This is a genomic window from Arthrobacter sp. 05L45_2, assembly GCF_056397525.1.
Genome location: NZ_JBFTNO010000013.1, coordinates 17,260 through 27,366, shown reverse-complemented (window position 1 = coordinate 27,366; position 10,107 = coordinate 17,260). Strand labels below are relative to the sequence as shown.

Here is a 10,107-nt window from a genome sequence, read left to right as displayed (position 1 = left end):
CTCCATCTCGATCGGGGACCTCTTTGCCGCCCCGGAAACCCACCTGACCAAAAAGGGCGACGGTCCCCGGATCTCGCTTGGCGGCGAGGGGATCGTCGAACGGCTCCTCACTGCGCGCTCCGAGCGCCGGGTCCAGATTATCCAGGCCGTCATCGAGCCGCAGGGCCGCGGCGAGTCCGAGCTCTACGCCGTCGACTGCGATGTCGACGTCCTTCATGTGGTCAAGGGCAGTATCCGGCTGATCCTGACCAATGAGGAGTTCGAGCTGGAAACCGGCGATACGGTCACTTTCCCGGGCCGGGAGCCGCACACGTGGATCAATCCCACTAACGAGCCGGTCGAGGTGCTTTGGGTGCTGGTCCCCGCCGCCAGCCAGTAGGGGCCGGCCGCCAGAAGGTAAACATTTGATGCGCGACGGGCAACTTCGAGTGTATGATGACAGTCACACCAGTCGGACAACCCTCGAAGGAGACGCCCTCTTGGAAGAGCTGCGCATCGAAGCCAACGGCAACCTTGGCCCCATCGATTCCTCCCGCATCCCGCGCTACGCCGGCGCCGCCACCTACGCCCGCCTGCCGCGCCTGGACCAGGTGGCAAAGGCCGACGTCACGGTGGTCGGCGTCCCGTTCGACTCGGGGGTCTCCTACCGTCCCGGCGCGCGTTTCGGCGCCAACCACGTCCGTGAGGCCAGCCGTCTGCTCCGGCCCTACAACCCGGCCTGGGACGTCAGCCCGTTCGAGAACATCCAGGTTGCCGACGCCGGGGACATGGCCGTCAACCCGTTCAACATCAACGAGGCCATCGAGACCATCCAGCAGAACGCCCTGGACCTCACCGCCGCCGGCAGCAAGCTGCTGACCCTGGGCGGGGACCACACCATCGCCCTGCCGCTGCTGCGCGCCGCCGCCGAACGTGCCGGCGCCCCCGTGGCCATGCTCCACTTCGACGCCCACCTGGACACCTGGGACACGTACTTCGGCGCCGAATACACCCACGGCACCCCGTTCCGGCGTGCCGTCGAGGAAGGCATCCTGGACACCGAGGCGACCAGCCACATCGGCACCCGCGGCCCGCTGTACGGCAAGAAGGACCTCGACGACGACCACCGTTTCGGCTTCGGGATCGTCACCTCCGCCGACGTCTACTACCAGGGCGTCCTGGAAACCGTGGCCAAGGTCCGCGACCGGATCGGCAACCGCCCGCTGTACATCTCCGTGGACATCGACGTCCTCGACCCCGCCCACGCCCCGGGCACCGGAACCCCGGAAGCCGGCGGCCTCACCAGCCGCGAGCTGCTGGAGATCATCCGCGGCTTCCGCGGGATGAACCTGGTGGGGGCCGACGTCGTCGAGGTCGCTCCGGCGTACGACCACGCGGAAATCACTGGGGTGGCCGCCAGCCATGTCGCCTACGAACTGGTCACCCTGATGGCTGACAACGCCGTCGACGGCGACCGGACCGGTGCGCCGAACGGCTATGCCGCCCAGGCCCTCGGCCGCGAGACCCGCCGTCCGGCAGGTTTCAGCGCGCCCGCTGCCCGTCCCGTCGAAGCCGGAGTCGCCCAGTGAGCGGCGTGCGCAACGGCGGCGACCTCGTCGTCGAGACCCTCGAGGCGCTCGGCGCCAAAACCGTCTTCGGCATCCCGGGCCAGCACGCGCTGGGCCTGTTCGATGCGATGGGCCGCGGGAACCTGCACTTCGTCTCCTCGCGGGTGGAAAACAACTCAGCTTTCGCAGCAGACGGCTACTCCCGCGCCACAGGCGAGGTGGGGGTCCTCTTCCTCTCCACCGGCCCCGGCGCCCTGACCTCCCTGGCCGGACTGCAGGAGGCCTACGCCACCGGGGTGCCCATGGTGGTGGTGGCCAGCCAGATTCCGCTCGAAGGCCTGGGCGCGCGGCGCAAGGGCATGCTGCACCAGCTCGATGACCAGAAGGCCTCGGCCGCCAACGTCACCAAGAGCCAGCGGCTGATCCAGCACGCCTCCGGGATCCCCTCGGCCATCCAGGACGCCTGGACCGAGGCCATCTCCTCGCCGCAGGGCCCCGTCTGGCTMGAGATCCCGCAGAACGTCCTGCTGGATCCGATCATGGTCCCGCCGGTGGAGGACGCGCTCGCCGAAGCCGCAGACAACCCGCCCCGCGTGGAGCTCGTCCGCGAAGCCGTCACCTGGCTCTCGGAGGCCAAGCGCCCGGCCATCATCGCCGGCGGCGGCACCCGCCGCGGCCGGGCCGAGAAGTCCCTGCTGTCCATCGCCGAAAAGCTCCGCGCCCCGGTGATCTGCACGCCCGGCGGCAACGGCGCCTTCCCCTGGAACCATGACCTCTCGCTCCAGTCCTGGATCGAGGACCAGTACATGACCGAGCTGCTCGAGGACGCGGACGTGCTGATCGTCATCGGATCCTCGCTGGGCGAAGTCACCTCCAACTACTTCACCTTCGAACCGCGCGGCCGGATCATCCAGATCGACGCCGAACCCCGGGTGCTCGAATCCAACCGGCCGGGCCTGGGTATCCGCGCCGACGCGGGCCAGGCGCTGGCAGCCCTCGACGCGGCCCTGACGGAACCGCACGGCGAGCGCGCGGACTGGCACGGCAGCACCCCCGAGGACCTGGTCAAGGACACCCTGGCCAAGGTCACGGCACGCCTGGAATCCCAGGACCTCGGCAAAGAGCTGAAATTCATGGCCGACATCCGCGAGGCCGTCCCCGCGCACATGCAGACCTTCTGGGACATGACCATTTCCGCCTACTGGGGCTGGTCCTGCTGGGACGCCCGCGAGGGCCAGTTCCACTCCGCCCAGGGTGCCGGCGGCCTGGGCTTCGGCTTCCCGGCAGCCATCGGCGGGGCCGTGGGCCTGGAGACCACGGGCACCTCCGGCAAGCCCGCCCGGGTGCTCGCCGTCTCCGGCGACGGCTCGGCCATGTACTCCATCTCCGAGCTGGCCACCGCCAAGCAGCACAACGTCCCGGTCACCTGGCTGATCGTCGACGACGGCGGCTACGGCATTCTGCGCGAATACATGGTGGGCGCCTTCGGCAAGGCCACCGCCACCGAACTCGCCCGCCCGGACTTCGTGAAACTGGCCGAGGCCTTCGGGGTCCCGGCCGTGCGGGTGGCCCCGGAGGATGTGGGGGATGCCCTGGCGGCCGGGTTCGCCGCTGACGGCCCCAACGTCGTTGTCGTCGAGACGCTCCTGAAGATGTTCGCGCCCACCCACCTGGACGTCTAGGCACCAGCACCCCGTCCGCCTCAGGCCCTGAGTCCGCCCGGATTCGGGGTCTGAGGCGTTTCCGGACCCCCTCCCGTGCGCTTCTTAGTTTCCCAAAGCAATCAATTTAAGGTATTGTTGCTTCGGGCAAGCAAATAAGGGGGCGTACCCACATATGTCAGTCGCGTCGACTACTGCGGCCAATCTGGTCCACCACATTTTTGATCTCCAGCGCGCCGTCCGGTGCGTTGCTGCGGCGAACCTCCGCGGCGACGAAACCGGCGTCGCGCTCCAGGGCGTCCTGCGCTTTGTGGGGGAGGGCGAAACCCGGGCCACGCAGCTTGCGGAGCGGCTCGGCGTCAGCGCTCCCGTGCTCAGCCGGCACCTCGCCGAACTGGTCGACCACGGCTACGTGGTCCGCCGGCCCGACCCCGAGGACGGCCGGGCGCAGCTGATCGCGCTCTCACCGTCCGGGATCGAGAAGCTCCGGTCCATCGAGGCGCAGCGTGCAGCCGCCCTGCAGGTCTTCCTGCAGGACTGGAGCGAGGACGACGTCGAAGAGACCGCACGCACCCTGAAAAAACTAGCTGAATCCCTACGGAGTTCAGCCCGGGCAAAGACGGCCGGATCCACCGACACGACCACCTTTGTTGAGGAGTAAATCAATGGCCAGCCACGCTGCCGCCGCCGGAATTCCCCCGGCACCCACCCCGAACCCGCACCCGGCACCCCAGGTGGCCATGAGCCACCGGCAGATCATGGAAGCCCTGACCGGCCTGCTCGCGGCGTTCTTCACCGCCATCATCAGCAGCACCATCGTCGCCAACGCGCTGCCCACCATCATGTCCGAGCTCAAGGGCACCCAGACCGACTTCGCCTGGGTCATCACCGCCGCGCTCCTGGCCAACGCCGCCACCACCCCCATCTGGGGCAAGCTGGCGGACCTCTTCGACAAGAAGTTCCTGGTCCAGCTGAGCATCGTGATTTTCGTGGCCGGCTCGGTCATGGCCGGTCTTTCGGAGACCATTCCGCTGCTGCTGACGGCCCGCGTCATCCAGGGCGTCGCGATGGGCGGCCTCACGGCTCTGGCCCAGGCGATCATGGGATCGATGATTCCGCCCCGCGACCGCGGCAAGTACTCCGGCTACATGGGCGCTGTGATGGCGGTCGGCACCGCCGGCGGCCCGCTCCTTGGCGGGTTCATCGTGGACAGCCCGCTCGGCTGGCGCTGGACGTTCTTCGTCTGCGTGCCCCTGGCCGTCATCGCCCTGATCCTGCTCCAGATCACCCTGAAGTTGCCGCACGTCAAGCGCCCGGCCAAGATCGACTGGCTCGGCTCCATCCTGCTGACCTCCGGCGTCAGCCTCCTGCTGATCTGGGTATCCTTCGCCGGCAACCCGGACTACTACGACTGGTGGTCCTGGCAGACCGCGGCGATGGTGGGCGGCGGCGTCGTCCTCCTTGGCCTGCTGGTGCTGGTCGAGTCCCGTGTGGCGCAGCCCATCATCCCGCTCAAGATCATCTCCGAGCGCACCACCGCGCTCTCCATCCTGGCCTCCGTGGCCGTGGGCGTCGCCATGTTCGGCTCCTCCGCATTCCTCGGCCAGTACTTCCAGGTGGCCCGCGGCGCCAGCCCCACCGAGGCCGGCCTGCTGACCCTTCCCATGATCGCCGGCAACCTCATCGGCTCGGTGCTCTCCGGCCAGCTGATCAGCCGCACCGGCAAGTGGAAGCGCTACCTGATCGCCGGCTCCATCCTGCTGATCGGCGGCCTCGGCCTCGCCGGCACCATCGACCACACCACCGAGCTCTGGCTGACCGGCATCTACACCGCCGTGCTGGGCCTGGGCCTGGGCCTGCTGATGCAGAACCTCGTGCTGGCCGTGCAGAACACCGTCCGGGCCACCGACATCGGTACCGCCAGCGCCTCGGTTGCGTTCTTCCGCTCGGTCGGCGGCGCCGCGGGTGTCTCGGTGCTCGGCGCCGTCCTGGGCAACCGCGTCAAGACCCTCGCCACCGAGGGCCTGGCCGCCGCCGGGATTCCGGTCAAGGGCGGCTCGGCCGGGGCCAGCATGGACCTCAAGGACCTGCCGCCGCGGATCCGCGACATCATGCGCGCCGCCTACGGTGACGCCACCGCGGAGATCTTCCTGATCTCGGCCATCATCGGTGTGGTTGCCCTGATCGCCGTGCTGTTCATCAAAGAGAAGCCGTTGCGCCGCACGGTGGATCTCCAGCCGGAGTCGTCGGCGGCCGCCGCGGCCTCCGCGTCCGTCACCGGTTCGGGCGCCGACGTCGACGCCGGGGCAGAAGCCCACGCCGTCGTCGCCGGCCGGGAAACGGACTCCGTTACGGACGGGCCGGCCACCGGCATCGTCGACCTGGACCGTGAGTTCATCGAGGTCCTGAGCCGTCAGCGGACCGCCGAATCCCGCTTCCCGGACGCCGCCCGGCTCGGCCAGGACCACCGTCCGTCCGCTGAAGGGGAGGCCAGGAACGAGCGGGAAGGTGCCCGGCTCCGGGCCCGGACCCTGGTGGCCGAGGCCCGCGCCGACGACGCTGACATCGTGCCCCTGCTGGTCCAGACCCAGCGGCTGCTCGCCGAGCAGCAGCTCCAGCTCGCCGACGCGCTCCGCGCCGTCCACGAGCAGGCTGCCGAACAGCGGGCCATCGCCGCCGAGCAGGCCCGTGTCAGCGATGAGCTGACCAGGCTGCGCCGCCAGCTGGCCAAGGAGCGCAAACTGCAGCGCGCCGCGGCCGACTACATCGCCACGCACGCCCGCCACCGCGGCGAGTAGGCCGGCACACCACCACCAGCGGCCCCGCAGCTCCCGATCCAGGGGGCCGCGGGGCCGCTGTCCTGCCGCCAGGGCCCGCTTCGGGCACTCTTTCCAGAGCCGCAGCGGCCCACCTCCTAAAACGATTGGATGACATTCGTTCCCGGAGGTTCCGCGCCGGCGGCGGATTTCGTAGAGTAGGACAGCCGACGCTGTCGGCCCCTCCTGCTAATACTTTCCTTGTTCCTCTCCTGCCATTTTTCTCTTCTGCGCTACACAAACCCTTCCGAAGGACCCGCGGGCATGCTTGTCACCCTTATACGGCGCTATTCCAAGCCGTACCTGCCGTATATTGCGGCCGTTGTCGTCTTCCAACTGGCCTCCACCATTGCGGCCCTCTACCTGCCAAGCCTGAACGCCCAGATCATCGACGAGGGCGTCTCCCGCGGTGACACTGACTACATCTGGCGGACCGGCGGGCTGATGCTCGCGGTGGCGCTGGTCCAGGTGGTCACGGCGATCGCCGGTGTCTACTTCGGGTCCAAGGCCGCGATGGCCTTCGGCCGGGACCTGCGCCGCGGGGTGTTCCGCAAGGTCAGCAGCTTCTCCGCCCGCGACGTGAACGTCTTCGGCGCACCCACCCTGATCACCCGCGGCACCAATGACGTCCAGCAGGTCCAGATGCTGATGCTCATGGGGCTGAACTTCATGGTGGCCACCCCCATCATGTGCATCGGCGGCATCGTGATGGCCCTCCGCGAGGACCTCAACCTGTCCTGGCTGGTCTGGGTCTCCGTGCCGCTCCTGGTGGTGGTGGTCGGGTACCTCGTGGTCCGCCTGATGCCGCTCTTCCGCTCCATGCAGGCCAAGATCGACCGGCTCAACGGCATCCTGCGCGAACAGATCATCGGCATCCGCGTGGTCCGCGCCTTCGTGCGCGAACCCCACGAGGCGGACCGTTTCGGCGGCGCCAACAAGGAACTCACAGACGTGTCGCTGAAAATCGGCTCCCTGTTTGTGCTGATGTTCCCGGCGATCGGCATGATCCTGCACGTTTCCACCGCCGCCGTCCTTTGGTTCGGTGGCCAGCGGGTGGACGCCGGGGAGATGCAGGTGGGGTCCCTGACCGCGTTCCTGCAGTACCTGCTGCAGATCCTGATGGCCGTCATGATGGGGACGTTTATGGCCATGATGATCCCGCGGGCCTCGGTATGTGCGGACCGCATCGGCGAGGTGCTCGACGTCGAACCCTCCATCCACGAACCGCTCAGCCCCGAGGCGCCCGCCGCCAAGACCGGCCGGGTGGAGTTCCGCAACGTCTCCTTCGCCTACCCCGGTGCCGAGGCGCCGGTCCTCAGCGACATCAGCTTCACCGCCGAACCCGGCCAGACAGTGGCGATCATCGGGTCCACCGGCGCCGGCAAGACCACCCTGCTGGCGCTCCTGCCCCGGCTCTTCGACGCCGCCTCCGGCGAGGTCCTGCTCGACGGCGTCCCGGTGACCCGGCTCGACCGCGCCGAGATCACCGGACGCGTGGCGATGGTTCCGCAGCGGCCCTACCTGTTCTCCGGCACCATCGAGCACAACCTGCGGTTCGGCAAGCCTGAAGCCACCGACCAGGACCTCTGGGACGCCCTCACGGTCGCCCAGGCCGCGGACTTCGTCCGTGAAAAGAAGAACGGGCTCGAGTCCCGGATCGCGCAGGGCGGCACCAACGTCTCCGGTGGGCAGCGCCAGCGCCTGTGCATCGCCCGCGCCCTCGTCACCGAACCCAAGGTCTTCCTCTTCGACGACTCCTTCTCGGCCCTGGACGTCGCCACCGACGCCCGGCTCCGGCGGGCGCTTAAAGCCAAAACCGCGGACGCCACCGTCATCATCGTGGGCCAGCGCGTCTCCACGATTGCGGACGCGGACCAGATCCTGGTCCTGGACAAGGGCCGGATCGTGGACCGCGGAACCCACGAGGAGCTCCTGGAGAGCTCCAGCACCTATCAGGAAATCGTCGAATCCCAGCTGACCGCGGAGGCCATCGCGTGAGCACCAACGAAAAGCTCAGCCCCGAACTGGCTGCCAAGACCCCGCACGACGCCGCCGCGGCGCCCGACGACGCGTCCGACGACGACTTCTACGAAGAGGAATTCACCCCCGGCGAGGCCGATGGCGGGATGTTCGGTGTGCCCGCAAAGAAGGCCCAGCACTTCTGGCCGTCCGCGAAACGGCTGATGGGACTGCTGAAGCCCGAGCGCGCCGGCATCGTCACCGTCCTGGCCATGGTGACCGTCGCCGTCGTCCTCAACGTCATCGCCCCGCGCATCCTCGGCCAGGCCATGGACGTGATCTTCGGCGGCGTGGTGGGCAAACAGCTCCCGGCCGGCGTCACCAAGGACCAGTTCATCGCCGGGCTGCGTACCCAGGGCCAGGACAACTTCGCGGACATGCTGTCCAGGATGGACGTCGTTCCCGGGGTCGGCATCGACTTCCAGAAGCTCGCGTTCCTGATCAGCGTGGTCCTGGTGATGTATTTCGTCGCCAACATCTTCCTCTGGCTGCAGGGCTACGTCCTGAACGTGCTCGTGATGCGTGTGGTCCGCAGGCTGCGCGATGACACCGAGAAGAAGCTCAACAAGCTCCCGCTGAACTACTTCGACACCCGCCAGCGCGGGGACATCCTTTCCCGCGTCACCAACGACGTCGATAACATCCAGCAGGCCCTCCAGCAGGCGTTCGCGCAGCTGGTGAACTCGGCCCTGACCGTGCTCGGCATCGTGATCATGATGTTCATCGTGTCCTGGCAGCTGGCCCTGATCGCCCTGATCGCGCTCCCGCTCTCCGGTGTCGCGGCAGGCATCATCGGCGCGCGCAGCCAGAAACTCTTCGCGGCGCAGTGGAAGAACACCGGCGAACTGAACGGCCAGATCGAGGAATCGTTCTCCGGCCACGACCTCGTCCGGGTGTTCGGCCGCGACGCCGACATGCTGGCCCGCTTCGACGAGCGCAACGAGGAACTCTACAAGGCCAGCTTCGGTGCCCAGTTCGTCTCCGGCATGATCATGCCGGTCATGCAGTTCGTCTCCTACCTCAGCTACGTGGGCATCGCCGTGGTCGGCGGCCTGCGGGTGGCCTCAGGCGGCATGAGCCTGGGSGACGCSACSGCGTTCATCCAGTACTCSCGCGAGTTCACCCAGCCCCTGGGACAGATGGCCGGTATGGCCAACATGCTGCAGTCCGGCGTGGCCTCGGCCGAGCGGGTCTTCGAATTCCTCGACGCCGACGAACAGGACGCCGAGACCGCCACCGAACACCTGCCGGCCAAGACCGACGGGCACGTCGAGTTCCGGAACGTCACCTTCAGCTACACCCCGGACAAGCCGCTGATCGAGGACCTCTCCTTCACCGCCGAACCGGGCCACACGGTCGCGATCGTTGGTCCCACCGGGGCCGGCAAGACCACCCTGGTGAACCTGGTGATGCGCTTCTACGAGCTCAACGCAGGCAGCATCACCCTCGACGGCGTCGACATCACCAGGCTCAGCCGCTCCGAACTGCGTTCCAAAGTCGGTATGGTCCTGCAGGATGCGTGGCTGTTCGGCGGCACCATTTACGAGAACATCCGCTACGGCAAGCTGGACGCCACCGAGGACCAGATCATGGCCGCAGCGAAGGCCACCTTCGTGGACCGCTTCGTCCGGGCCCTGCCGGAGGGCTACAACACGGTCATCGACGAGGAAGGCAACAACGTCAGTGCCGGTGAGAAGCAGCTGATCACCATTGCCCGGGCGTTCGTGGCCAACCCCTCGCTGCTGATCCTGGATGAGGCCACCAGCTCGGTCGACACCCGCACCGAGGTCCTGGTCCAGAAGGCCATGGCCGCGCTGCGCACCGAGCGGACCAGCTTCGTGATCGCCCACCGCCTCTCCACCATCCGCGACGCCGACACCATCCTGGTGATGGAGTCCGGGCGCATCGTGGAGCAGGGCGGCCACGCACAGCTGCTCGAGCTGCAGGGTGCCTACTACCGGCTGTACATGTCCCAGTTCGCCGGGGAGGACGCCGAGGCGTCCGTCCTGGAGGACCCGACGGCGGTCCACAGCTGAGCGCCGCCGTGGCCGGGGCGGACGGGCC

7 protein-coding genes are annotated in these 10,107 nt (G+C 68.0%); all 7 read left to right on the top strand.

Features of this window, described 5'->3' with window-relative positions; genetic code table 11:
- Positions 1 to 379: cupin domain-containing protein (locus AC1DHD_RS02320; protein WP_476878133.1), on the top strand; the 379-nt coding region annotated here is incomplete at its 5' end.
- Positions 380 to 479: 100 nt separating this feature from the next.
- A complete protein-coding gene (gene speB / locus AC1DHD_RS02315) occupies positions 480 to 1,568 on the top strand; it encodes an agmatinase (RefSeq protein WP_476878132.1) in 1,089 nt (362 codons plus the stop codon).
- A complete protein-coding gene (locus AC1DHD_RS02310) occupies positions 1,565 to 3,229 on the top strand; it encodes a thiamine pyrophosphate-binding protein (RefSeq protein WP_476878131.1) in 1,665 nt (554 codons plus the stop codon). Before speB ends, AC1DHD_RS02310 begins: the two co-directional genes overlap by 4 nt.
- Positions 3,230 to 3,383: 154 nt before the next feature.
- Positions 3,384 to 3,869, top strand: a complete 486-nt coding sequence (locus tag AC1DHD_RS02305) for a MarR family winged helix-turn-helix transcriptional regulator (protein WP_476878130.1) — start codon at positions 3,384 to 3,386, stop codon at positions 3,867 to 3,869.
- A gap of 79 nt (positions 3,870 to 3,948) precedes the next feature.
- Positions 3,949 to 6,006, top strand: a complete 2,058-nt coding sequence (locus tag AC1DHD_RS02300; RefSeq protein WP_476878137.1) for an MFS transporter — start codon at positions 3,949 to 3,951, stop codon at positions 6,004 to 6,006.
- 282 nt (positions 6,007 to 6,288) lie between these two features.
- Complete coding sequence (locus AC1DHD_RS02295) at positions 6,289 to 8,022, top strand: ABC transporter ATP-binding protein (protein ID WP_476878129.1); 1,734 nt, start codon at positions 6,289 to 6,291, stop codon at positions 8,020 to 8,022.
- Positions 8,023 to 8,150: 128 nt separating this feature from the next.
- Positions 8,151 to 10,079: an ABC transporter ATP-binding protein gene (locus AC1DHD_RS02290; RefSeq protein ID WP_476878136.1), complete on the top strand. Its 1,929-nt coding sequence runs from the start codon at positions 8,151 to 8,153 to the stop codon at positions 10,077 to 10,079.
- The last annotated feature ends 28 nt before the right edge of the window (positions 10,080 to 10,107 follow it).